Origin of the sequence: Demequina sp., assembly GCA_024707205.1 — a bacterium.
GTDB lineage: Bacteria > Actinomycetota > Actinomycetes > Actinomycetales > Demequinaceae > Demequina.
This window is the reverse complement of sequence record JANQAD010000001.1, coordinates 282,370-305,454: the sequence shown is the minus strand read 5'-3', so window position 1 is coordinate 305,454 and position 23,085 is coordinate 282,370. Positions and strand designations below refer to the sequence as shown.

The following is a 23,085-nucleotide window of genomic DNA, read 5'->3' as shown; positions in this document are numbered from 1 at the left end:
AAGTGACGCTCGTCGGAGTCGACGGCGGCGCGTCGACGATCCGAGTGCAGGTGGTCGGATCGCCGCACCCGGTGACCGTTGGCGGCGTCGGTCGCCTCGAGGCCGACGTTGCTGGCCTCGTGATTGAGCGCGTCGCGGAAGCGTGGGCGCAGCTTGGTGACGGCCCGACGCGCATCGACCGTATGGTGCTCGGTCTCACCACCCTTCCGGCCACGCCGGCAGACCGCGACGACTTTGTTCGGCGGCTCGCCGAGAAGCTACCGGTGGGCGAGGTGTGGCTCGCTGGGGACGCGGTCACCGCCCACGCGGGCGCGTTTCCGCAGGGCGTAGGGATCTCGCTCACGGTGGGCACGGGTGTTGCCTGCCTGGGCGTCAACGATGTGGGCGAGGCCGTCAGGGTCGACGGCGACGGGTTTCTTCTCGGGGACGGCGGCGGCGCCTTCTGGATCGGGTCGCGAGGGGTCGGCGCTGTCTTGCGCGAGCGGGACGGTCGCGGCGGCGCGACCGCGCTCGCGGATGCCTGCGATGCCCGCTTCGGCGCCCACGCCGATCTCGCGGCGCACCTGCACTCGCTGCCGCGCGCCGTGCACGCGATCGCCGAGTTTGCCGTAGACGTGCAGGCGGCGGCGGTCGCCGGCGATGCGGCCGCGACGGCGATCATCGACTCGGCGGCGCGTGAGCTCACCGATACCGCCGTCGCCGCCGCCGCGACGTGGCACTCCGGGGTCGCGCCCGTGGCGCTCAGCGGCCGTGTGGTCGGCGAAGGCACGGCGCTGCGCTCGGCGTTGGTGCCGTGCTTGCGCGAGGCCGGGCTCGACGTCCGCGCGGCGGCAGGGGGACCGCTCGACGGATGCCTGCGGCTCGCAAGCGCCACGAATGCCGGACCGTACGATGGCCTGATCACCTACTGGAGGCGTTCCGCATGAGCTGCGTCGGCGATCCCGTCATCCAATACCTGGAGCACGCCCGCTCGCTCATCGACCGGGCGCTCACCACCCAACTAGCCCAGATCGAGCGCGCGGGAGACCTCGTGGCCGACGCGATCGCGGCCGATGCCCTGGTGCATGTGTTCGGCTCCGGCCACTCGCACATGCTCGCGGAGGAACTCTTCTACCGGGCCGGCGGCCTCGCCGCGGTCGATCCGATCCTGCGCGATGAGCTCATGCTCCACCACTCGGCCGTCACGTCCACAGTCCTCGAGCGCGAGACCGGGCGCGGCATTGCGATCTTCGAAACCCTGACTGTCGCGCCCGGCGATGTGCTCATCGTCGCCTCAAACTCCGGGGGCAATCGGGTCGCGGTGGAACTCGCGGAGGCGGCGCATGCGGTTGGGATGCCCGTGATCGCGATCCTGAGCGTCAACCACGCGAACTCTCCCCAGTCCCTCTACGGCGACGGCGGCCCGCTCCTTCGCATCGCCGATGTGGTGATCGACAACGGCGGTGTCCCCGGCGACGCGGCCGTCACCATTCCCGGGTTGCCGCAACCGGTGGGGCCAACGTCCACCGTGGTCGGAGCGGCAATCGTCAACGCCATTGCCGTGCGGGCCGTGGCGCAAGCGACGGCCGCCAATGTGACGCCAGCCGTGTTCCACTCGAGCAACATGGCGGGCGGAGACGCGCGGAATCGCGAGGTGTTCGAGCGGTATCAACCCAGGGTGCGGTCGCTGTGAACGGTGCCGGGTTCGCCGTCGGCGGTGTCATCGAGGGCTTCTACGGAAGGCCGTGGACCCACGCCCAACGCCTCGACATGATTCGCTTCATGGCCGAGGTTGGGCTCGGCGAGTACGTCTACTCACCCAAGGACGATCCGTACACGCGACGCTCTTGGCGCGAGCCGTACCCGCCCGCGGAACGGGCGGCGCTCGCGGAACTGGTCGCGGAGGCGAAGGCCAGCGGAGTGAGCGTGAGCTTCGCTTTGTCGCCCGGCTTGTCGATGAGGTACTCCGACGCGAGCGACGTCGAGGCGATTCTCGCGAAGTTCGCGTCCGTCGCCGAGTTGGGAGTCACGCACTTCGCCCTGTTCCTCGACGACATCCCCGAGGAGTTGCGTCATGAACCCGATCGTGAGGCGTTCGGCTCGCTCGTCGAGGCGCAGCTCTCGGTGGTCAACGAGGTGGCATCGCGCCTGGCAGAGGCCGTGACGGTTGACGATTTCGCCGTGTGTCCCACGCTGTATAGGGGCCGCGGAACCGAGCCGTACATCACCGAACTCGGGCGCGGGCTCCGCGCCGGGATCCGCCTCTATTGGACGGGTCGCGCGATCTGCTCTCCCGAGCTCGACTCTCGCGATGCCAAGGTGTTCCTCGACTCCACGGGGCGCAAGCCGCTCTACTGGGACAACTTCCCGGTCAATGACGTCGCCATGACGGGGGAGCTGCACATCGGCCCTTACCTGGGCAGGGACCCGGACCTGGGGGAGTTCGCCGACGGCATCGTCGCGAATGGCATGCCCCTCGCGGAGGCCTCCAAGATCGCGTTCACGTCCCTCGCGGACTACGTGCGCGATCCCTACTCGTTCGACGCCGAGGCCAGCTGGGAGGCGGCCATCGCACGCATCGCCGGGCCGCGCGACGCCGAAGCGCTGCGCGAATTCGCCGACGCTAACCGCGGGTCCGCGCTCTGCACCGACGACGCGCCCCGGCTCGCCGCCCAAATCGATCGCTTCGCCTTTGACTTTGAGTACGGCAACCGGCCCGACGCTGTGGCCGGGCTTGGCTCCTACGTTCAGGGGCTTCTCGACACGACGGCCGTGCTCGCCGCTCCCGAGAATGCCGCTCTCGGTCGCGAGATCGCGCCCTGGCTCGGGCACTACCGGAACTGCCTCGAGGCGGTGCTCCGGGCCATCGCCCTGCTGCCGACCGATGGCGAGGGTACGCCTCCGGAGCTGGCCGCCGCGGACAGGGCCGCCGTGATGGTCGACCTCGAGGCGCTGCGTTCCGCTCGCCTGCGCGTATTCGGCGACCTCGTGGACATGTTCCTGTCGGACCTAGCCGGCGAGTTCTCCTAGCTTGACCCTGGTGCGGGTGCGCCACGAGTGGGTAAGCGCCTCGAGCACCCGGGTTCCCGCGACGGCGTCGGCCGCGTCGAACCGTAGCGTCACCTCGCCACGCACGGCGGCGCCGAAGTGCTCCGCCTGGGCCGTGTAGTGGTTGACGCGCGGCACAGAGATGGTTTCCGTGACCCCGTCGACGGTGATGGTGAAGTCCCCGTCGTCGGGGCCGCACAGGAACGCGTGCGGCACGGTGAGACGGCCGCGGGATCCCGTGATGTCGATCGTGTCTTGGTCGGCGCTCCACATGCCCACCTGGGCCGTTGACGCGACCCCGTCCGGGAACTCCATCAGGAACGACGTGCTCATGTCGATGTCGCCGTGCAAAGCCGAGCTGGCAGCGTGAGCCGTCACGGCGTCGGGCTCTTTGCCCAGCAGGTGACGCGCCACGTGGACCGCGTAGCAGCCGACATCGTAGATGGCCCCCGAGCCCGGCGCGCCTTGGAAACCCGAGTGGTCCAGTTCTTGGGAGGCGTCGAAGGTGAAGACCGTGTGAATGGCGCGCACGTCGCCGATGCGGCCCTCTGCCAGGGCCTTTGCGATCATCGCGAGGCGCGGGTGGTGCGCGTACATGAAGGCCTCGCCCAGCAGCACGCCGTGTTCGGCTGCGGTAGCGGCCATCTCTCGCGCCTCGGCCTCGGTCACCGCGAGCGGCTTCTCGCACAGCACGTGCTTTCCGGCGGCCGCCGCGCGCTTGGCCCACTCGGCGTGCTGGGCGTTGGGGACGGGGAGGTAGACGGCCTCGATGCGAGGGTCGGCGAGCAGAGAGTCGTAGCCCTCGAAGGCCAGGATGCCATTGTGCGCAGTGCCGTATCTCTGGGCCGCGGCCGCCGCGCGGCCGCCGTCGCGGCTCGCGATGCCAACCACCTCGACCGACGGGCTCGCGAGCATCGCCGGAATGACGGCCTCAGTGATGCCAGCGACGCCGAGCACGCCCCAGCGGACGGGATCAGTCACGGCGTTACCTGGGACCAGTCGAAGAGCACGCCCATGTACTGGCTGCGGTCGGCGGTGAGCGCCGCGTAGAGCTGGGGGCGTCGCGCGGCGAGACGCGGTGGCTGATGAGCGAGTCGACGCTCATGCGGCCGTCGCGCACATAGTCGAAGAACAGCGCGGTCATCTCCGCAACGGTCCAGCGATCGAGCGGCGTCTGATGCGTGGCGGCGGTGTTCGCGTGCACGCCGATGATCGAGATGGCGTCGGCGACGATGCGGGGGCCCAGGCGCTGCTCTGACGGCTGCGGGCTGTCGCCGAGCAGGACCAGGCGTCCCAGCGGCCGCACCAAGGTGGAGGCGGCCGCGAATGCCGCGGGGTGGCCCGTGATGTCGAAGACGACGTCGAGCAGTCCGCCGCCGGTCGCCGCGCGGATCGCCTCCTCCGCCGCGTCGGCGGGCGCGCCGATCGTCACGGTGGCGCCACCGTCCGCCGCCAGGCGCAGGCGGCCGGGGTCGGGGTCGATCGCGATGATGTGGCGGGCGCCCGCGAGGCGCAGGTAGCGCACCACAAGTTGGCCCAGCAGCCCCAGTCCCACCACTCCCACAGATTCGCCGAGCTCAAGCCGCGACCGCCGAACGCCAAGTTGGGTGGTGACCGCGAGGGATGCCCAGCAGGCGTCCTCATCGCTCACTCCGGCCGGCACTGGCGTGGCGAGCTCGCGATCCACCGTGACGAGCTGGGCGTGGGGTGTTGGCAGCGCCACGCGGTCGCCCACCGCGAGGTCTGTGACGCCATCCCCGACCGCGATCACGCGGGCCGTCATCGAGTAGCCGGGGGAGAACGGGTACTGGACCCACTCCTCCCAAAACGTGCCTGGGTCGAACCGCCCGGCAAGGCAGAACGTCTCCGTACCCGTGCTTACCAGGGATGACAGGGCCTCGCAGGTGATCTCTCCCGGTCCGGGAGGGTCAACCTCGCGCTCGACGACCTCCACGAGGCCGGGACCGGGGAAGACGACCGAGAGAGACCGCATCACGACGCCGCCGGAGCGATCTGGCGCTCCGCGTCCGCGAGCAGCAGCACGATGTCACGACCAAAGCGGACGCCGTAGGGGTGGTCGGAGCGGCCCTCGATCGCCTGCTCGCCCAGCTCGTCGAGGGCGACCGTGAGTGCCGCGAGGGAGTCCACGTCGTCCACCGGAACGAAGACCCGGCCCTGCTCTCCCCAGAGGGTCGTCGAGAACCCGTCCGCAGCGTCGGGCGCGCGAAGGGTGAGGGACACCGTGCTCGTGGCGCCAGACGCGTGGGTGAGGACAAGGTGGCGCAGGTCGCCGGCTCCGGCGTGCGCGGCGACGCTTGCGATGGGGCCGACGGTGGTCCACAGCACGGAGAGCGCGTGTGGCCCCAGGTCCCACAGACCTCCGTGGATGTGCCGCCACGGGGTGTTGAAGGGGTTGTCGTCGTTGAGCGCGGAGCCGAGCCACAGGCCGGTGCCGCCGCGCAGCGCCGGGGAACTCGCCGCGTCGGCGATGATGGCCCTGATGCGGGGGTCGTAGAGCATCGTGAAGAACACGGCCGTCGCGGCGCCGGTGCGCTCGGCGGCGGCGACAAGGGCGTCGGCCTGGTCCGGGTCAAGGCTGATGGGCTTCTCGAGCAGCACGTGCTTGCCCGCCTCGAGGGCGCGGCGGGCGAGCGGCGCCTGGACGTCCGGGGGCAGCGCAAACGTGACGCCGTCCACGGCGTCAAGGAAGTCGTCGAAGTCGGCGAAGGCGCGCACCTCGCCCGGCATGGCCGACGCCAGGGCGGCCGTTGCGTCCGGGTTGCGACCCCACACGGCGGCCAGATCCCAGTGCTGTGACGCGAGCACGGCGGGCGCGTGGGTGACCGTCGCCCAATAGCCCGTTCCGGCGACGCCCATCCTCAGGGGAGCGCTCATGGCTGCAAAGCCCCTGCTAAATCGAGGGTTTCGCGAAGGCGAGCCTCCCGCTCTGCCGAGCCGGCGTCGGGCCCAAGCAGGGCATCGAGGCCCAAGAGGGCTGAGCCGAGCACCGGCTTGTCCGCGGCGATCGTGATGCGGGCGCCGGGGGCGGCCGCGAGGATCGTGTCGACGACGACCCCGAGGAGCAGCGGCTCTCCCGATGTCAGCATGCCGCCCCCGAGGACCACGTCCGGGGTGCCGTCGGTGAGGCGCAGGCGCTCTAGGGCATTGGTGACGAGCAGGGCCACCTCTTGTGCCTGGCGCTGCACGATCGTGCGCGCGATCTCGTCTCCGGCGTTCGCCTCGCGGAACAGCAGCGGCACGATCTCGTGCATGCGGTCATAGTCGAAGGTGCGCAAGTGCATAGCCTCGGCGACGGCGGCCGCGCTTGCCAGGCCGAAGTGCGCGGCGACGGCCTGCGAGAGGGTGGTGGCGGGGCCGCGGCCGTCATGGGCGCGCGAGGTGTGCCAGAGAACCTCCTTGGCGATGCCGAGGCCGCCGCCCCAGTCGCCGGTGATCCGGCCAAGTGCGGGGAAGCGCACGCGTTCCCCGTTCTCGCCTACGCCGACGCAGTTGATGCCCGCCCCGCAGACGACGGCCACGCCGTGACCCGAGTCCGTGCCCGTGCGCAGCATCGCGAGGGTGTCGTTCTCCACGATCACGCGGTCGCTCCAGGCGTGGCTGGTGATCGCCGCGGCGATGCGCTCCTCTTCTACGGGCAGGTCCGCGTTGGCGAGGTAGCCGGCGATGAGGTCCACACGGCCGCCGGGGGCGGAGGCGAGGGCGCGTTCGATGTCGTCGGCGAGCAGATCCACGGCGCGATCGGCGCCGGCAAGGTGCGGAATGAACGGGCCCGAACGCGTGCGCGCCAATACCGTGCCGTCTTCGCTCACGAGCACGATGTCCGTCTTCGAGTTGCCGCCGTCGAGGGCGAGGAGGGTCCTCATGTGTTGAACACGCGATCGCGCGCGTGGCCGAGGCTCAGGATCATGGCGCCTCGCGTGATGGGGGAGTCCGTGACGAGGCCCAAGCTCACGGGCGGCGTCGCGATCGCGACGGCGCTCAGTTCGCTCGCCACGGCGTCGACGAGTTGCTGGCCGCCCGCCGCGGCGACGGCGCCGGCGAGGATCACCTCGGCGGGGTCGAGCAGGGCGAGGATCGAGGCGAGGCCGATCGCGTAGCGACCGCCGATGTCCGTGAGAACCTCGCGTGCCGCCTGGGTGTCGCTGGCGACCAAGGCGGCCACAGCGTCGGGCGCGCTTGCGCTGTTGATACCCACGCGAGCCGCGAGTTCCCGCACGACCGCCTCGCCGGCGAGGTCTTCGAAGCCGCCGTGATTGTCCTGCGCGGGGTTGCGCACCGCGGGAACGCCCGGAACCTGGAGGAAGGCGGCCTCGCCCGCGGCTCCCCGGGTGCCGCGGAAGAGCTTGCCGTCCACGAAGATCGCGCCGCCGATGCGCTCGTCGAGCCAGAGCAGCACGAAGTTCTCGGCGGTGCGCTCGCGCTCGCGCTGTTCGGCGACCGCGACGAGGTTGACGTCGTTCTCCACCGCCACGGTGCCGGGGATGCGCTCGCTCAGGTGCGCGATGAGCCCGGTCTGCTGCCAGTCGGGGAGGTGATCCGAGTACCTGAGCTGGTCCGTCGAGGGGTCGTACGATCCGGGCGCGGCGATGACGGTGGCGGCGAGATCGGCGAGCGAGATGCGCGCTTGCGCCGCCGCGGACTCGAGGGCCTCCACGGCGCGATCGGGGCCGTGGTTTCCATCCGCGGCCTCCGTGGGAACGGTCGACTCGGCGATCGTGGTGCCGACGAGGTCGGCGACGCGCACCTGGATGGACGTGGGGTCAACGTTGATGGCGGCGGCGAAGCCGCACGGGGGTTGAGCTTGTACATCTGGGGCGGGCGACCGCCGGGGCGGGGGAGCCGGGGCCGGCGTCGAGCACCAGTTCCGCATCCAGAAGGCGAGTGAGGAGTTGGGATGCGGTGGGCTTGGAGACGCCGGTGAGGCTGCACACGTCGCCGCGGCTCAACGAGGGGGTGCTGTATGAGGAGTTCGAGCACGGTGCGGTTGTTGATGGACCGCAAGAGGCCCGGCGTGGCGGGCACTGGCGAGGCGGTCGGCGGAACGTCTGGACGGCTAGCGGGCGCATTGCTTGCCGCTGCAGACGACGCTGACTGCACGAGCTCTCCCAAGAGGTTAGGAAACTTTACTATCCTGAAACCTAGCCGGTCGTGGGGGGCGTGTCAACGTGCGCGCGGTGACAGTGGTGTTCTCGTATTTTACGGAATCCTGAAATAGCGAAACACGGGTCACCCAACCCGGCGGCAGCGTCGGACCCGTGGGCGGACTGCGCTCTTGGCCTCCCCCGTAGGATCGGCGCCATGACAGGTTCCTGGCTTCCGCCCACCTTCGAGCACCCCTTGCGCGTGGAGGTGGCGCCGGGAGTGCACCTGCGCCCCATTTCCCCTGATGACACGCCCATCGACATGGTCGCGGTCATGGGAAACCAGCGAATGCTGTGGGAAAAGTACGGTGAGGAGTGGGGTTGGCCGCCCGAGGACATGACGGCCGAGGAGGACCGCGCGGACCTCGAGCGGCACGCGCGCGAGATGACCACGCACGAGTCGTTCAACTTCGCGATCATGCCCGAGGACGAGAGCGCGATCTGGGGGTGCGTCTACGTCGATCCGCCGGAAGACGGTGGGGTACCAGGGAAGGTGGTCGCCGAGGTCTCGTGGTGGGTGGTCGCGGAGGCGCCTGCCCATGTGGCCGACGCTGTGCTCGCTTTTGTGCCGACGTGGCTTGAGCGTGCCTGGCCGTTCGAAGAGGTGCGCTACCCGTTTGGCGAGATTCCGACCTAGTAGTGGTACCGCGCCTGCAGGATGAGCAGACTGGCATCCTCGATCCGGTAGACGAGTCGATGCTGCGCATCTATGCGGCGGGACCACGCTTCGATGCCGTGGCGCAGGCGTTCGGGCTTGCCGAGCCCGGAGAACGGATCGCGCTCGATTGCGTCGATGAGGGCGTTGATGCGCCGCAGGGTCTTGCGGTCTTGGCCTTGCCAGTATTGGTAGTCCTCCCACGCGCCAGGCGAGAAGACGATGTTCACGCGCGGTCGAGCTGCCTGGTCTTGCCGCGACCCTCGCGCAGCGCGGCATCGGCGTCGAGGAGGCGTTGGGCGTTGGTGGGGGAGCGGAAGAGGTAGGAGGTCTCGACGAGAGCGTCGTACTCGTCGCGAGACATCAGCACCGCGTCACCACCGCGGGAGGTGATCTCCACCGTGGTGTGGTCGGCGTTGACCTCCTCGATGAGCGGGAAGAGGCGCTTGCGGGCCTCGGAGGCGGTGACGGCCATGATCACTCCTTCAGTGGTACGAAATCTTGTACCAGTCTACGCTCGTGTCGCCGGTCTTCGTCTTCGCACGGTTCCGGATCGCGTGAAGCCGCGAGCTAGGGGTCAGGCGTCTAGGTCGTATGCGGTGAAAATCGCGCGCGCCAGGTCTCGTTCCTGGTGCTGCGTGAGGTACCCGATGATGGGTCCCAGGGAGGTCCGATCGATCGTGGCGACGTTGTCCACCGAGATCACTGATTCCTGATCCAGGCCGTTCGCCGGGCCAACTGAGACTTCCGTTGACAGCCCGCGGATGGTCGACGTGATCGGAGCCACCGTGACTCGCGACAGATAGGGCACCACCTGCTCGCGGGTGAGGAGGACGACTGGCCGGACCTTGTCCAGGCGGGCGGTGAGGATGGGCCGCACGCTGATCAGTCCAGCGGCTCGATGCTCGCGGCCGCGCCGCGAGTGAACGCAGCGAGATCTGCGTCTTCGCCGGTCGCGGCGTAGATCCTGGCGTCCTCGAGCGCCACGCGATGACGGCGCTCGCGGGCGATGGCCTGGGCCACGACGGACGCGCGGCTCGGTGCCTCGCCCGAGGCAACCTGGGAGTCGAGGAAATCGACCAGGTCATCGGGAAGGCGAACCGTGATCTGTGTACTCACGCCACGAGCATACCGTGGTGAATCCCTAATTGGTATTGTCCATATGGAGCGTGGCCAGCTTGGTGCCGCCTGCATCCTCGGCATAGCCGCGGTGGTGGCCATAGCGCTTCCATTCGGTGATGGAGATGTCGGTCATGTGCTGGACTCCCAGGTGGTTCGTTGGCGGAGGAGGGCGAAGACTGCGTTGATGGTGGGCTGGTCCACGAGTCCCTCGCTGCGCTCGATCGCCTCGACCACGTAGGAAGTCTGGTCGACGATGACGTCTTCTGGTTCCGCGACCACATGGAACTCGGTGTGCGGCGAGAGGTCGAGGGCGACGGCGGGATGGACTGGGACTTTGATGCCGAGGGAGCGCAGGATGCGACTGACGACGGAGGCCTCGTGCCGGGCGGCGGGGATGTGATCCACGTAGGTGCGGCCTACGGTCATGCGGTCCCTGGTGACCTTGACCGGGAGTGAGCCGTGGGACTTGGAGTTGACGGTCCACACCCCGCCTGAGCCGACTAGCAGGTGGTCGATGTCGGCGCGACCGTCGTAGAGCGGGATCGCATGCAACACGCCCCAGCCGCGCTTGTGAAGCTCGTTGAGGCGCATGCCGATGCGGAGCTCGCCGGTGTTGCCCTTCAGGTACTGATCGCGCTGGTAGATGGCCAGTTGTCTCATGTCATCGAGCGTCCTGGCGTCCTCATCAAGTGCCTCGACTTCCGCCTGCCACGCCGCCGCAAGCGCCTTTTTGCTGTGCCCGGGGATGTGGGTGGCGAGGTCGTCGGCTGGGTACGAGAGCGCCCACGCGGTGAACGCCGCTTCGACACGCGCCTCGCTTCCGGGGATCTGGATGGTGGTCTCCCCGGTGGCAGCGTCGGCCCAGCCGTAGGTCAACCCTTCGGCATCCTCAACGTAGAGGCGATCGATAGCGCCCTTGCGATAGCGCCGCACCCTCGGCAGGTCTACGGGGGAAGTATCGACGGTTCTGACGCTGAGGCAAAGCTGGTGTGGCGAGGTTCACGCGAGCATCACGACTCCGACCGAGCGACACTGGTGATCGTTGACGCGAGCGCTCCGAACGTCACCGGGGCTCCGAACGGAGAGGCCTTCAACGAGAGGAGACCGATCGAGTGTTGACTGCGTTCACGGGCGTCGAGCCAGGGGGTAGGAACCACCCAGAACGTCCACTGGGTAAGGTCAAGCGGATCGAGCGTCTCCTGGTCAGTGTGGTGGAGCAAGGCGAAGACCCAAACGTGAGAGCGTCGGCTCACCACAGGCGTCTCGCCAAGTACGACAACAGGACTTGCAGTTGGCTTCACGAGGAAGGTGATCTTGGACAGTGCACGTTGGTCCCAAGCCTGAAGATAGGCCGCAGACTTGACCTCGATCGTGATTCCGTTGGGATCCACAACGTCGTATGCGGCCCACGGATCGCGGGGCGACGACGTCGCTCCGACGGCGAGTGCGACCAGGTACTCGGCGAGAACGCCGCGCGACACGTTCCCTATGAGGTCTGAGTTAGCCCAGCGCCAGTAGTCGAGCACGGTGGAGCGAGAGTCCCCTACGCCTGCGAAATCCTCGCTCCCCGTGAGGGGACGTATTGGTATCGCCGGGTAGGAAGGCTGAGACTCAGGCTCGGGGATCATCCTCAACCACGGTCCAGACCTGCGTCAGCGGGATGGCGTCGCGAATCGCCGCCGGCAGTTGTGGATAGACCGCGATGAGTTCGCGGATGAGGTCGTCCGCGTCCCAGAGCCGAATCTGGAAGAAGGTGCGACGTTCTTCGATCCGCACGGTGCGCTTGTATCCACCCCAAGCGACGAAGAGGCCGTGGGTGGCGCCGTGTGCGTGCATGGTCCCTTGGAGGTCGCGCAGCATCGGTGCGTCGGCCTCGCCGGTCTTCACCTGAACGCAAATGCGTGGCTCTCCGAAACCCATGGGAGGGGCACCGGCGAGGATGTCCACTCCGCCGTCAGGACCAGCGGGAGAGACGATGGTGTGGTACCCGCTCGCTTGCAGGACCGCGTTGACCAAGGCAGTGAGTTCGTGGCCCGCGAAATTGCGCGAAATGATCGAGGCGATGCGATCCCGCCCATACTGCTCAAGGTCAAAGGGCGCTGCGTCTCCGAGATCCTCTTCGGTCGTCTCGGACGCGGTCTGCGCGCGATTCGGGCCGGCACCCATACCGGGATCAGTCTGGCCTGCCATGATCCGTGCGATGCGCGTGTCCGCGTCATTGCGCTGGACACGGCACACAGTGAGGAACGCGCCGAGTGTGTAGAGGAGATCTTGACCGAAGGCATTGCGCGGAACTGCATCCCGCACCCACCGCACGCGCCGACGGTGACGAACGCCGGGTGCAGCGGTCGGGTCGTACTCATAGTCCCCGACTACTTCGCCGAGCGCGACTGCAGCTACGGACCGCAACGGGAGTGTGACGGTGTCGCCGCGCTGGATCTTGTGGACGAATGTCCATATCTGGCTTGTATGGCTACGGATCGCCGCGTCGTTGGAGTGGCCCGCGTCGCGAAGCGCCTGACTTAGTTCCGCCTTGGACGCGAACTGCCGCAGGTCGGGCAACTCGTGCCATCCAAGTACCGCGTAACCGCTCTCGAGCGCGAAGTCCTCATTTGCCCCGTCGCGCCCCGCGCGAACAAGCCACGTTGCCACAGCCCCTCCTATGTCTCTCTAGAACAGTAGCGGCGGGGGTCGTGTGCCACTCCCCGACATGCAGTGGGTCGCGCAAGCCGACATGATGGCGACGCGCCCTCCCAGAGACGTGAGTGCCCAGAGCAACTACGAGGGTCGGGCGCGCCTCTCTGAGTTCTCCGCTCCAAATAACTCCGGCGTTAACCCATCCAACAACTCTCCAAGCGCCACCTCAAGCACCGACGCAATCCTCACCAGCGAGTGCACGTTTGGCATTGCGCGCCCGCTCATGTACGCGCGCAGATTCGACGAGTCGATACCGGTAGCCGCAGCCAACTGATCGTGGGTGAGGCCGCGCTCACGTCGGTGGTCGTCGATACGGTGCCCTACAAACTCGGCTGCGGGTGAAGCGACTCGAGGCACGCCCCAAGTTTCTCCGTGCCCGGGCGCGTTCACCAGGGTGACAGAGACCGGGTACTAATACCCTGTAGCGCGTGACGATCACCCATGCGCAGAGCATCCCCCTCACCCACCCGCAGGACGGCGACCGCGCGGCGAGACAGGAGATTCGCCGTCTTCCGGGCGTCCCGTTGTGCGAGGGCGCGGGCCAATGACGTTCGCGCGCGACGCTGGCCAGCGCAACCCCATGGTCCGTCCAGTGGTGAAGTGGGTCGGAGGCAAGCGGCAGTTGCTGTCCAAGATCGCTCCCTTGATTCCTCGGGACGATGGTCGGTACTTCGAACCATTCGTCGGCGGGGGCGCTGTCCTCTTTGCCACGCAGCCGCATAGGGCGGTGGTAAACGACGCAAACTCTGGCCTCATTGAGGTTTACGAGGTGCTTCGCGACGACCTCCGTGGCCTGCTCGCCGAGTTGCGAGAGCACGTGAACACGGCTGAGCACTACTACTCCGTGCGCGACTGGGATAGGGACCCGAAGGCGTTCGCGGCGATGTCGCCAGCCCGCCGTGCAGCGCGGTTCATATACCTCAACAAGACTTGCTACAACGGGCTCTATCGCGTGAACGCATCGGGCCTGTTCAACACGCCGTTCGGGCACTATGCCAAACCTGCGATCGTCGATGAGCCGCCCTCCAGGCGGTACATGAGTACCTCTGCAGCGCCAAAGCGCAACTGAGCTCTGGGGACTACGCCGACTCGCTCCGTGCCGCAACAGCCGGAGACTTCGCTTACCTCGATCCTCCTTACGACCCCGTCTCGGCGACCTCGAACTTCACGGGATACGTCCAGGGCGGCTTCGCTCGAGCAGACCAGGTCCGTCTGCGTGAGACGTGCGATGACCTGAATACGCGGGGTGTGCGATTCCTGTTGTCGAACTCGGCTACCGAGTTCATCCGAGCCGAGTACGCGAACTACACAGTGGAGATCGTTAGCGCCACTCGCGCCGTTAACTCGAAGGCCGCCGGTCGGGGAGCGATCGACGAGGTCCTTGTGAGGAACTTCTGATGCAGCTCACTAACGACGCCGCGTGGAGGGTGCTCTTTGAGAGGCACGCGATTCCCGAGCGTGTCGATGCCGACGGGTTGGCTTACATCGACGCCGTCGACATCAAGGTTGAGCGCGAACCGCGACTCATGGCTAAGTTCGACCACGCCGTGAATCTGCCGGCGATCTTCAAGGACTACGGCTACTCCATCCTGCCTGTGGCGCGTGGTCGATACGTGGTGGGTCCGCTCGACACCTACCAGCCACTCACCCCCTTGGGCGTACCTCCGAAGTACTTTCCGCTGCCAGACTGGATTGAGAGTCTGACGACGAACCATGTGTCTAGCGAGACGCTCTTGCTGAACTGTGCGCTGGCGGCAGGGATGCTGAACGACTTCCTAGGGGAGAACGAACTCGTGCCCACCGTGAGCGGGCGCATGGCATCTGGGCAACTTGAGTTCTCGGTCCAATCCCGCCGACCCGGAAGTGAGGCGCCGTTCTGGCTCCAGGTCGACAATGCGCAAGTTGAAGTGGATCTCGCGCTGGAAGGTGCGAACCAACTGGCTCTAGTGGAAGCGAAGATGAGCGTTGCCGAGGACTTCTTGGTGCGCCAACTCTTCTATCCTTTCCGCACCTGGGCAGACAGAGTGCGCAAACCGATCAGCCCCCTGTACGTCGCGTACACCAATGGCAAGTACTGCATGTGGAGGTACGAAGTCGGCGATCCCGGTGACTACAACTCACTTTCCCTCGCCGCCTATCAGGAGTACATCCTTGAGCACGATGAGATCACCGCGGAGCAGGTGGAATCTGCCGAGCCCACGCTGCCGGACCTTCGGCCGGCCAAGAGAGTCTTTCCACAGGCAGACTCATTCGAGCGCGTCATAAACCTGATGGAAGTGCTTGATCTTCGGCCGGCAACACTGTCAGAAATCTATGAGCGGTACGCGTTCGACTCACGCCAAGCCGACTACTACGCGTCTGCGCTGGCGTATCTAGGACTAGCCGAGCGGACCTCAAGTGGCGGTCGCACCTACTGGACCCTTAACTCGGCAGGCAAGCAATTGATGGATGTCGAGCTCCGGGAAAGGAACATCCAGCTTGCCGCGTTGGTCTTGCGTGAGCAGCCCTTCCGTCAGACATATGAGGCATGGGAGGCCACGGGGGAACTGCCGTCTCGCGACTGGATCGCCCAGCGCGTCGCCGAGGCCGACCCGACGCTCTCAGGAAGTACACCTGGGCGGCGTGCCGCGTCGGTGGTCAACTGGGTTCGGTGGGTTCGGAGTCTGACTGGGGCGCCGTGAAAATCCCGCCCGATTCCAGCGTCGTGAACCCGGATGCGGTCCCTTAGTTCTTGAGCGGTGCCGTGCCGTCGAAAGCAAGGGGCGAGAAGCGTTCTCGCGAGTCCGCGAGTTTGGCAGGTGCCGCCTCAGTGACATCGATGCCTAGCACATCCGCCAGTCTCAACAGATAGATCAGCACATCGCTGATTTCCTCGGCTGCCCGTTGCTTGCGCTCCGGCTTGGCGAACTCCTCGAGCGCACCGTCGGTGGGGATCCACTGGAACAGTTCTGCGAGTTCCCCGACCTCGCCCACGAGCGCCAAGATCAGCGATTTGGGGTCGTGGAACTTCTCCCAGTCGCGCTCGACCGCGAACTCGCGGATCTGGGCGGTGAGTTCACGGATGGAGTCGATCTCAGTCATGAGGTCAGCCTTCCACTGTGCGCGGGAAGAAGCGACGCAAATGCGCCCGCAGCGCAGGATCTACGACGTAGACATAGGTGCCGCGCATTCCACGCGTGAGGAGCACGTTGTAGGCGTTCTTGACCATCGCGAGCACATCCTCATCCGAGTAGGTGATGCCGCGCAGGTTGTTTGCCGCCTTGCCCTTTGTGTCGAAGTAGCTGTCGCGGTTGAGACAGATGCGACCCGCTACGCGGTCCAGATAGAGCTCCGGGCCGATGATCACCCCGGCGTAGTTGAGGTCGTAGCCCTGGACGGTGTGGATCGAGCCGACTTCACGGATAGACGTGGGGGAGTTGATCCAATCGGCCGCCGTCCGGTTCCAACACAGCCTCAGTCCGTCGACTTCGATGTCCCACACGAATTCGTCCTCGGAGGCACCCTTTGAGTTCCACTTCCATCCGTATCCGGCCACGAGCCGGGCCAGCCCGTGCTTGGCCTCGCGCTCGCGAATCGCCTGGTACATAGCGTCGGCCCTGTCAAAGAAACGCAAGTCGTAGCCGCTGAAGCCAGCCACAGCGTCGGGCTCCTTGTCGCTGAGAAGGCCACGCACGAACGCGAGGTAGTCATCCCCGGCCGCCACCCGCATCTGCGACCGCAGGCGGTACCGGCGCTCAGAGTCGCGCGCGTTTGCGCGGAGGGCTTCCAGGGCGGCGTGCGGGACGTCGGCGGGACGGACGCTTTGACCCTCGTCGAGCAGGAATATCTGGTGGCGGCTGGAGCGAACGATCCAGTCGATCTGCGTGAGGTCCTCCCAGTCCTCGCCGGGACGTGCGAGGCGCTTGCTGATCTCGCGGTACTCCTTGGTGAGGGTGCCCATCGCCTGGGCGGCGTACTGCGTGAGGCGGTGGGTTTCGTCGACGATGAGGAGGTCGAACGGGGTGGGGGACTTGGCGACCTCGTAGGGTGTGAGGACCATGTCGACGCTGAGACCGGGCGTGCGCTTGAAGACCTTCTTGATGGACGCGCGCAGCGACTGCTGCGGGACCACGAGGCCGATGCGGGCGCCCGCGAGCACTTGTGGGTAGCCCTCGGTGAAGAACTCGCTGAAGGGCGTGTCCGATTCGCCGGTGTCCACGTCGTTACGGGCACGGATGTCGGCAATGAGTTTGAGCAGGTAAATCGCGACGATGGTCTTACCCGTGCCGGGGCCGCCTTGGATCACGGCGGTGGAGTCGGCGTTGGCCTCGAGGTCGCGGAAGAGGCCCTCAAGGATGTCCTCGATGACCGCCTCTTGGTCGGCGTTGAGCGCTTTGAAGGGAGAGAGCTTGAAGAGGTCGCTGTTGACGATTTCCGGGATGCGCTTGGCGAAGAGGCCCTGGGTGCGGAGTTGCTCGAAGATCTGCTCGAACTGCTCGCGGTAGGTCTCGCGCTGGAAGTAGTTGGCGTCGGTGACGCCGTCGTTGCGGTTGAGCACGGTGAGTTGGCCGTCGCCTGAGAACATGCGGATGAGGAATGACTCGAGATCCAGGCAGGCGGACTTGTTGAAGGTGTCGTCGAGGATGATGCGCACCTCCTCGAGGTGCTGCTTCTCTTTGGCGTCCAGGTGCTGGCGCATGCGGGCCGCCGCGTTGACGGTCTCGCCCACGTAGACCTCGCGGGTGTTGGTCAAGGTGTAGACGACGGGCCAGTTGCGGTGGCGGTTGGTGGCGTCTTGCCAGGCGGCTAGGGCTTGCGGTGTAAAGGGGTGGCGTTCGATCCTCGCTTGCGGAAGTCTTGACTCTGGGAGCGCACCCGGCGTAGCCATGGCGCCAGCGTAGTGAAATCGGGGCGGGACCGCGCGACGCGAAATGTGCGTCGCTAGGGGCGCCGTTCACCGCTTCCCAACTTGTGACCGTCGCCTGACAACACTGTGGTGAACCCTAAGGTTCCCCTTGCCGAGGCCAGGGCTGCCCGTGACCGAGGTGTTCGGAGTCACGTCAATATCGCAGTCCGGAGACCCCTCGCCTCGGTCACAGTAGAAGGTTCCCTGCAACCAAAGGGTCGGGCCAAGCGTTGGGTCACCTGGCCCAAAAAGGCCCGCAATCCAACGAAAGAGAGGCCGCACCGACCGCCCAGGCAGTTTGTTCAATGAGGGCCGAGTCGACGCAACCATTTCATGTTCACCAGCACCCGCAGCAGGATCATGTCCATGTCCGCAGCGGCCATCGGAGGAAGCCTCCTTCTTATGGCCTCGCCCGCCGAAGCCTTCGCTTCGGACCTAGAACTCTCTTCCACCACGCCCGACCCCGAGATCTCGGCAGTGTCGGATTCGTCGCTCGCGGAGACCTCCGCGTCGGAGCTCGCAGCTCAAGAAGCAGCAGCCGCCAAAGTGGCGGCGCAGGCGAAGGCCGTGGCGATCGCCAAGAAGCGCGCCGCCGAGTCCAAGAAGCTCGTCAGCACCGCCAAGAGGTACATCGGCGTTAGGTACAAGCGCGGCGGCACGAGCCCCAAGACGGGATTCGACTGCTCCGGCTTCACGCGGTACGTGTACAAGGCGGCAGGCAAGAGCATCCCGAGGACTAGCAGTGCGCAGCGCCACGCTGGCAAGACCGTCTCGCGCGCGAAGGCGCGGCCCGGTGACCTCGTGTGGTTCACCGACGTCCATCACGTTGCGATCTACGCAGGGAACGGCTACATCATCGACGCACCGAAGCCCGGCAAGAAGGTCGCCAAGCGCAAACTTTGGACCAGCCACGTGAAGTACATCAGGGTGGCTGGCTGAGTACCGGGCGCACGCCCAAGCGCAACGGTCCTCGCGCGATCGATCTAGTCAAGCCGAACAGTCGGCCGAAGAGTTGACACCTCATCGCATACTGTCGAGAGACTTACCATGACACAACTGGGGAGCCGCGACGGGAGAGCGGGCGTCGCCACCCAGCCCCAGCGTCGGGCCGGTTCAGGCGAACGACCGCGCAACCACGCGAAATCACCGGTCGCCGGCGGCGCTAGGCGATAAGTGAAGCGACCGCCGCGTTCGCCTCGGCGACATCAAACGTGTCAGGATGCCACCCCTCGGGCAGCCACATGAGTGCTTCTGCAGCATCGGCGAACTGGTCCGGCACCCGCCCTGCGTCGTAGCCGCTACGCACCCAGTCTGCGAGTTCGCGGTAGGCCCACGGGCCGCCGCAGTCCTCAGGTGGGCAGGCGAGCTTGCCGGCGACGCATGACGGCTTGGCCGGGGGAGCGTCGAACACCTTCTCAACGCGCAGGACGTGGTCCCAACCGTCTCCGAAGTCGTAGTCGTACCAGAGGCGATCGCCCTCGGCGGCGACGAGCTGATCCAGGCGCACATCGTCTTCGAGCATGCCCTCGCCACCTTCGTCGAGGTCGAACTGGGTGAGGAACTCGGGAGCGTTGCGCTCGTTGCCCGTGCGGAAACGGTGCAGGTGGCTGTCCGTCCAACCCATCGCGGCCTGGAGCACCTCGTGCAGCCGGGGCAGGAGGATGTCTCCCGGAACCTCGATGCGGCGCCACACCGGGGGCTTGGTTTCCAAGAGGTCCACACGGATGCGGAAGCCTCTCGGGGTCGCTGGGGCAGGGCGGAGGTTGGGCTCGGGCCGACGCCAGGGGTCGTGGAAGGGGCCGTGGCTCGCGATATCCATGATTGGAGCGTAGCGAGCGGCGGGACCCGGGGCAGAGACGATTGACACGGAAAGCCGCCCACGACAACATCGAGAGTGCGACGGGCACTAGCCCTGAGAAGTGAGCCTGGCAGCCCTCCGGACGGTGGGTCAGCCAGGCTTCGCGCTTTCTAGGGTGTCACACGTCGACTACGAGGTGGTCGTGCGCCTCCGCGGGGCTCGCCTCGAATCCAGGGAGGGCGTGCATGTAGAACTCGCGGGCTCCTGCGTTCTCTGCATGCACTATGAGCCCGCGGCATCCGGTCATGCTGCCCGCAGCGGCGGCCCAAAGCCGGACATCGCGAAGTGCGCTGGACTTGCAGCTGATCGGGCCTGTGGAAGACGCCGGTCTGTGTGGGGAAAGGTCGCTACCGTGCGCTCATGACCTACGAAGCGGGCGCGCATGTGTTTGTGGACGAGTCCAAGTCCCGTGACTACATCGTCGTCGCCACGGCTATCGCGCCGCTCGATCTCGTTGACGTTGCCAAGGAGCTCCGCTCACTCGTCCTACCGGGCCAGCGCCGGGTCCACTTCTCAAAGGAGTCAGACCGCCGAAGGCGGGCAATCCTCGCCGTCATGACCTCGCTTCCAGTCACGTCCCACGTGTACGTGACAACAAGCGCGAAGCGCTCAAGAGACTTGTTGCTTGAAGTTCTCGTAGCGGACCTCCTGGAGGCGCGCGCAACTAGCCTCGTCATCGAGCGAGACGAGTCACTCGTTGCAGTTGACCAGGCTGTCATCCATCGCTCGATGACGACAGCGAACCAGGGCCCACACCTCAGGTGGATGCATGATTCGCCCACGACTGAGCCGCGCCTCTGGATCAGTGACGCCGTGGCCTGGAGTTACGCGAGAGGCGGCGATTGGCGGCGGCGGGTGCAACCGATCCTGGCAGCAGTGGTGACTGACCTCTAGATACACGTGAGCCTGGCCCGCGAACCGTCCGGATCACTGCCAGGCTCCAAGGGCTAACGCCCGCCGTGTTTCCAAGGGTACGGGCAGCCCTCGGGAATCGGCAAGCACCCTTCACCCTCACTCAACGAACGGGCTTGGCCGGTCCATGAACGAGCGAAGCCCTTCAAGGTCCCGCACGGGCCGTTCCATGAGTCCCCTCCCACAGCACGGTCTCCTCGGGCGAGAGCACGAACTCCGTGCGATCGGCGAGCGTCCGTTGAGCCGAAACGCGCAAGATGTCGCGCGCGAACTCGGAGGCGGACGCGCCAGTCGATGCGGCCGCGCGAACCACGAGTTCGCGGTCGGTGGCGGAGATGCGGATTGCAATGCGGTTGTCCAGCAGACCTGGGGACTTGACCATCGTGCACCTTCCAGTCGATCCAAGGATATGGGGCGACATTGGACCCTGCGGCTTCGCGCAGGGTGACGGAGGGCTTCGCGCAGGGTGACAGAGGCTACTCAAACGTCACATCCCTCCTGGTAAACGTCACCTTCCCTTCGCGCTCCTTCGCTCGCCGGTACGCCTCCGGTGTCACTCCGTTGGCCTCCAGCTTCCGCGCCCGTGGCGCGTAGCCACGCACGTCCGGCACCCCGCCACCGAGCCACTCCTTCACTCCCGGCAGCGAGATCGTGGCGAGCGGCAGGGAGAACCCCTGCGGCTCAAACTGGAACAGGTTCCAGCACCACTGCCGTGCCCTGGCCCGCGTGAACCCCGCCCAGCCGCCGCGCGCGATCACGACGCCAGCGTCGGGCGCTTCCCAGGCCGACTCAAGCGCGAGCCAGCCCAACCGCGAACGGGTGTCAGCGTCGGCCTCAATGGGCGCCTGAAACTCGGCCCAGGCATCGGTCATGCGGGAGTGGAGCTCGTCCGCGCTGAGCGACTCGCCGTCGAGCGCGAACTGTGTTGGAACCGCCCGCGAAAGCAGCGCCATCCGCGGGTCGATCCAGGGGACGTCGTCCCCGCGATCCCAGTCGTGGACGCAGTCAAACGGCCGGTGCTTCAAGGCGAAGTCAACCCACCAGGGCGCGGCGAATGAAGAGTCAGGCATCTGATCCTCCGACGATCCTGACGCCCGGGTTCTTGCTCTCGTGAGCGAGTTCCTTGAGCACCGACGTGATCATGGGCGGGTATGGCTCATCGGCCACGGCGGGCCCGGTCAGCAGAACTTCCGTCCCGTCAATGCGAGTGAAGACGGCGGTGAGGGTGCCATCGGCGCCCATGGTGATGGTGACAAGGGGTGCGGGCGAGGTCCGGCCGTCGTAATCGAACGTCGCTGCGTCGCCGGGCCGGAAGTGGCGCAGGGTCTCGTAGAGGTCGCGCGCTAGCGCAGAGGAGCCGTGGCTCACCGGGATGATGTGCGGCTGGCTCAAATACCAGAACGCGTTGTCGCGCGTGAGTGGTGAGCAAACGGGGCAATCGGGTGCATGCATGATGCGTTCCAAACTGGGGCGCAGCCCCATCGAACCTTGCAGGCCGCCGGGCGGCGACCAGCCCGTTCTTCCCCTGGGGCACCCGGAAGTCGATTCGGGTTGCCGTGCGGCCGGCCAGGTACCTGATGGCCGCAACTCGTGAACGTGGGGACAGCGTAGCGGGACCCTGCGACAGCGCGCAGGGTGACGGGTGACAACGCAGACGTGAGGCCTTCGCCACACCGCTCGCACGACGTGATCAAGGTCACCCGTGGAAGCACCGCGCAACCCCAGAATCGCACCTAACCTGGCTTGTTACTGAGGAAGCTGAGGAGCTTGTTGTGCGCGTTCATCGCCGTCTTGCCATCGCCGTTGCCACGCTCGTGGTTGCCGGCTTCGCCGTAGTCCCCACCGCGACCGCGGCGCCGTTGCCGACCGGCTCATCGACCTACAAGGTGGTTCGAGTCATCGATGGCGACACCGTCAAACTCTCCAACGGCACCACCGTGCGCCTCATCGGCTTCGACACGCCCGAGAAGGGCAAGTGCGGCTACGCCGCGGCCACCAAGAAGATGAAGGCGCTGGTGCTCGGCAAGAAGGTCAAGGTTACCAACCCGTCGTCGGTGAAGAACACAGACCACTACGGGCGGGCGCTCCGCTCTATCTCCGTCAACGGCAAGGACGTGGGCGCTTCGATGATCTGGGCCGGGCTCGCGAACGCACGCTACGACAAGCTCGACGGTTACCAATCGCACCCGCTGCAGGCGCGCTACCGCAGCCTCGACAAGAAGGTGCACCACAAGTGCGGAAGCGCGGTGGACAAGGTGGGCGAGAAGAAGTCGTCGTCCAGTTCGAGCTCCGGCTCCAGCGCCACCGGCAACGAGCCGTGGAACCGTCCGGGGCCAGACCTCGACTGCAGCGACATCCGCAAGAAGGTGCGCATCACCGGTCCGGACTACCACCGCCTCGACGCGGACGGCGACGGCTGGGGTTGCGAGTCGTGGGGCTAATGCCGCACTCCTCACTCGCGCAGCGCGCGTAGCCTGCTTCCGGAGCGACGCAGGGACGCTGTGGCCCAATGGATGCTGGGCCGCATAGCCGCACACGTCAAGGCCAGTGTGGGGTTTCTCAACTGGACCGACGTACGGACTATTGCACCCCTGGAACGAGTACATTTTGTGTGGAGCGCATTGGTAACTCGCGCACCGACAAGTCTTGCTGTCACCTTTGGGTCAATCCGCAGGGTTGGGAGAAATACTTGAGAGCAGCGTCTGTGTGTGCGCTCGTGTTTACCACGGCACTCTTGGCCACGGGTTGCTCCAATGCGCCTTTGCCA

At 66.5% G+C, this 23,085-nt stretch carries 27 protein-coding genes and 1 riboswitch; of the genes, 9 read left to right on the top strand and 18 right to left on the bottom strand.

Going from position 1 to position 23,085, the window contains the following annotated elements; translation table 11 throughout:
- Window positions 1-2: 2 nt before the first annotated feature.
- Genes NVV57_01545 through NVV57_01535 form a run of 3 tightly spaced genes read left to right on the top strand, consistent with a single transcriptional unit; the run spans window position 3 to window position 3,009 of the window.
- Window positions 3-926, top strand: coding sequence for an ATPase (locus NVV57_01545; protein ID MCR6711439.1), 924 nt, complete (start codon window positions 3-5; stop codon window positions 924-926).
- Entirely contained in the window at window positions 923-1,672 is a 750-nt protein-coding gene (locus NVV57_01540; GenBank protein MCR6711438.1) for an SIS domain-containing protein, read from the top strand. Before NVV57_01545 ends, NVV57_01540 begins: the two co-directional genes overlap by 4 nt.
- Window positions 1,669-3,009, top strand: coding sequence for a protein O-GlcNAcase (locus NVV57_01535; protein ID MCR6711437.1), 1,341 nt, complete (start codon window positions 1,669-1,671; stop codon window positions 3,007-3,009). The genes NVV57_01540 and NVV57_01535 overlap by 4 nt, the downstream gene beginning before the upstream one ends.
- Here NVV57_01535 and NVV57_01530 read toward each other — a convergent pair.
- The 5 genes from NVV57_01530 to NVV57_01510 are packed head-to-tail and all read right to left on the bottom strand — an operon-like array spanning window position 2,989 to window position 7,918.
- Window positions 2,989-4,008, bottom strand: coding sequence for a Gfo/Idh/MocA family oxidoreductase (locus NVV57_01530; protein MCR6711436.1), 1,020 nt, complete (start codon window positions 4,006-4,008; stop codon window positions 2,989-2,991). The two genes, NVV57_01535 and NVV57_01530, sit on opposite strands and share 21 nt — an antisense overlap.
- Before the next feature lie 4 nt (window positions 4,009-4,012).
- A complete protein-coding gene (locus NVV57_01525; protein MCR6711435.1) occupies window positions 4,013-5,020 on the bottom strand; it encodes a zinc-binding dehydrogenase in 1,008 nt (335 codons plus the stop codon).
- The gene (locus tag NVV57_01520) at window positions 5,020-5,922 is read right to left on the bottom strand and encodes a Gfo/Idh/MocA family oxidoreductase (GenBank protein ID MCR6711434.1); all 903 of its coding nucleotides are present in this window, start codon (window positions 5,920-5,922) and stop codon (window positions 5,020-5,022) included. The genes NVV57_01525 and NVV57_01520 overlap by 1 nt, the downstream gene beginning before the upstream one ends.
- Entirely contained in the window at window positions 5,919-6,911 is a 993-nt protein-coding gene (locus NVV57_01515; protein MCR6711433.1) for an N-acetylglucosamine kinase, read from the bottom strand. Before NVV57_01515 ends, NVV57_01520 begins: the two co-directional genes overlap by 4 nt.
- Window positions 6,908-7,918: an ROK family protein gene (locus NVV57_01510; GenBank protein ID MCR6711432.1), complete on the bottom strand. Its 1,011-nt coding sequence runs from the start codon at window positions 7,916-7,918 to the stop codon at window positions 6,908-6,910. The genes NVV57_01515 and NVV57_01510 overlap by 4 nt, the downstream gene beginning before the upstream one ends.
- Before the next feature lie 428 nt (window positions 7,919-8,346).
- On the opposite strand from NVV57_01510, the gene NVV57_01505 reads away from it, so the two are divergent.
- Window positions 8,347-8,826 (top strand): GNAT family N-acetyltransferase, encoded by a 480-nt coding sequence (locus tag NVV57_01505; protein MCR6711431.1) that lies wholly within the window; start codon window positions 8,347-8,349, stop codon window positions 8,824-8,826.
- Here NVV57_01505 and NVV57_01500 read toward each other — a convergent pair.
- The 7 genes from NVV57_01500 to NVV57_01470 all read right to left on the bottom strand — a co-directional run bounded on the left by NVV57_01500 (window position 8,823) and on the right by NVV57_01470 (window position 12,618).
- On the bottom strand, window positions 8,823-9,074 hold the full coding sequence (locus NVV57_01500; GenBank protein ID MCR6711430.1) for a Txe/YoeB family addiction module toxin: 252 nt from the start codon (window positions 9,072-9,074) through the stop codon (window positions 8,823-8,825). The two genes, NVV57_01505 and NVV57_01500, sit on opposite strands and share 4 nt — an antisense overlap.
- Window positions 9,071-9,319 (bottom strand): type II toxin-antitoxin system prevent-host-death family antitoxin, encoded by a 249-nt coding sequence (locus NVV57_01495; GenBank protein ID MCR6711429.1) that lies wholly within the window; start codon window positions 9,317-9,319, stop codon window positions 9,071-9,073. Before NVV57_01495 ends, NVV57_01500 begins: the two co-directional genes overlap by 4 nt.
- 102 nt (window positions 9,320-9,421) lie before the next feature.
- Window positions 9,422-9,724, bottom strand: a complete 303-nt coding sequence (locus tag NVV57_01490; GenBank protein MCR6711428.1) for a type II toxin-antitoxin system PemK/MazF family toxin — start codon at window positions 9,722-9,724, stop codon at window positions 9,422-9,424.
- A gap of 5 nt (window positions 9,725-9,729) precedes the next feature.
- Entirely contained in the window at window positions 9,730-9,963 is a 234-nt protein-coding gene (locus NVV57_01485) for a hypothetical protein (protein MCR6711427.1), read from the bottom strand.
- A gap of 132 nt (window positions 9,964-10,095) precedes the next feature.
- The gene (locus NVV57_01480) at window positions 10,096-10,899 is read right to left on the bottom strand and encodes an NERD domain-containing protein (protein MCR6711426.1); all 804 of its coding nucleotides are present in this window, start codon (window positions 10,897-10,899) and stop codon (window positions 10,096-10,098) included.
- A 77-nt stretch (window positions 10,900-10,976) separates the two neighbouring features.
- Entirely contained in the window at window positions 10,977-11,492 is a 516-nt protein-coding gene (locus NVV57_01475) for a hypothetical protein (GenBank protein ID MCR6711425.1), read from the bottom strand.
- Window positions 11,493-11,577: 85 nt separating this feature from the next.
- Entirely contained in the window at window positions 11,578-12,618 is a 1,041-nt protein-coding gene (locus NVV57_01470; GenBank protein MCR6711424.1) for a restriction endonuclease, read from the bottom strand.
- A 589-nt stretch (window positions 12,619-13,207) separates the two neighbouring features.
- Between NVV57_01470 and NVV57_01465 the strand changes: the two genes are divergently transcribed.
- Window positions 13,208-13,732, top strand: a complete 525-nt coding sequence (locus NVV57_01465) for a Dam family site-specific DNA-(adenine-N6)-methyltransferase (GenBank protein MCR6711423.1) — start codon at window positions 13,208-13,210, stop codon at window positions 13,730-13,732.
- Between the two features lie 328 nt (window positions 13,733-14,060).
- Entirely contained in the window at window positions 14,061-15,344 is a 1,284-nt protein-coding gene (locus NVV57_01460) for a hypothetical protein (protein ID MCR6711422.1), read from the top strand.
- A gap of 43 nt (window positions 15,345-15,387) precedes the next feature.
- On the opposite strand, the gene NVV57_01455 is transcribed toward NVV57_01460, so the two are convergent.
- Together NVV57_01455 and NVV57_01450 are read right to left on the bottom strand one after the other, a co-directional pair.
- Window positions 15,388-15,744 carry a nucleotide pyrophosphohydrolase gene (locus tag NVV57_01455; GenBank protein MCR6711421.1) on the bottom strand — a complete coding sequence of 119 codons (357 nt, stop codon included), beginning with the start codon at window positions 15,742-15,744 and terminating at the stop codon, window positions 15,388-15,390.
- 4 nt (window positions 15,745-15,748) lie between these two features.
- Complete coding sequence (locus tag NVV57_01450; protein MCR6711420.1) at window positions 15,749-17,530, bottom strand: DUF2075 domain-containing protein; 1,782 nt, start codon at window positions 17,528-17,530, stop codon at window positions 15,749-15,751.
- Between the two features lie 420 nt (window positions 17,531-17,950).
- On the opposite strand from NVV57_01450, the gene NVV57_01445 reads away from it, so the two are divergent.
- Complete coding sequence (locus NVV57_01445; GenBank protein MCR6711419.1) at window positions 17,951-18,487, top strand: C40 family peptidase; 537 nt, start codon at window positions 17,951-17,953, stop codon at window positions 18,485-18,487.
- A gap of 223 nt (window positions 18,488-18,710) precedes the next feature.
- Here NVV57_01445 and NVV57_01440 read toward each other — a convergent pair whose 3' ends face one another.
- A complete protein-coding gene (locus tag NVV57_01440; GenBank protein ID MCR6711418.1) occupies window positions 18,711-19,367 on the bottom strand; it encodes a plasmid pRiA4b ORF-3 family protein in 657 nt (218 codons plus the stop codon).
- Window positions 19,368-19,766: 399 nt separating this feature from the next.
- Between NVV57_01440 and NVV57_01435 the strand changes: the two genes are divergently transcribed.
- Window positions 19,767-20,300 (top strand): hypothetical protein, encoded by a 534-nt coding sequence (locus NVV57_01435; protein MCR6711417.1) that lies wholly within the window; start codon window positions 19,767-19,769, stop codon window positions 20,298-20,300.
- Window positions 20,301-20,463: 163 nt separating this feature from the next.
- On the opposite strand, the gene NVV57_01430 is transcribed toward NVV57_01435, so the two are convergent.
- From NVV57_01430 to NVV57_01420, 3 genes are all read right to left on the bottom strand, one after another.
- A complete protein-coding gene (locus tag NVV57_01430; protein MCR6711416.1) occupies window positions 20,464-20,700 on the bottom strand; it encodes a DUF1778 domain-containing protein in 237 nt (78 codons plus the stop codon).
- A 94-nt stretch (window positions 20,701-20,794) separates the two neighbouring features.
- A complete protein-coding gene (locus NVV57_01425; protein MCR6711415.1) occupies window positions 20,795-21,388 on the bottom strand; it encodes a hypothetical protein in 594 nt (197 codons plus the stop codon).
- On the bottom strand, window positions 21,381-21,770 hold the full coding sequence (locus NVV57_01420; protein MCR6711414.1) for a hypothetical protein: 390 nt from the start codon (window positions 21,768-21,770) through the stop codon (window positions 21,381-21,383). The genes NVV57_01425 and NVV57_01420 overlap by 8 nt, the downstream gene beginning before the upstream one ends.
- A gap of 27 nt (window positions 21,771-21,797) precedes the next feature.
- Window positions 21,798-21,914, bottom strand: a riboswitch (SAM riboswitch).
- A 176-nt stretch (window positions 21,915-22,090) separates the two neighbouring features.
- On the opposite strand from NVV57_01420, the gene NVV57_01415 reads away from it, so the two are divergent.
- On the top strand, window positions 22,091-22,759 hold the full coding sequence (locus NVV57_01415) for a thermonuclease family protein (GenBank protein MCR6711413.1): 669 nt from the start codon (window positions 22,091-22,093) through the stop codon (window positions 22,757-22,759).
- Window positions 22,760-23,085 lie beyond the last annotated feature (326 nt).